The sequence below is a fragment of the Butyricicoccus sp. AF18-9LB genome (assembly GCF_027684505.1).
Taxonomy (GTDB): domain Bacteria; phylum Bacillota; class Clostridia; order Oscillospirales; family Butyricicoccaceae; genus Agathobaculum; species Agathobaculum butyriciproducens.
Genome location: NZ_JAQCWA010000066.1, coordinates 1 through 294 on the forward strand (window position 1 = coordinate 1; position 294 = coordinate 294).

At 55.1% G+C, this 294-nt stretch carries 1 pseudogene; it reads left to right on the top strand.

Annotation, left to right across the window (positions count from 1 at the left end):
• Nucleotides 1-294: pseudogene (locus PGY33_RS14325) on the top strand (CHC2 zinc finger domain-containing protein); the annotation flags it as partial.

The following is a 294-nucleotide window of genomic DNA, read 5'->3' on the forward strand; positions in this document are numbered from 1 at the left end:
ATGGGGATGTGATTGATTTTGCCGCCGCCCTGTATGGGCTGAGAAAGAAAGAAGCCGCCGTACAGCTGGCACAGGACTTCGGGCTTTCCTATGAGGACTGGAAACCGCCGGGAAAGGAAAAAAAGCCAAAGCCCCGGCAGAAATCCCCGGAGGAACAGTTGCAGGAAGCAAAGAACCGCTGCTTCCGTATTCTTGCCGATTATCTCCACCTGCTTCGGGCATGGAGAACGGACTACGCCCCACACTCCCCGGAGGAAGCCTTTCATCCCCGGTTTATAGAAGCCTTACAGAAGC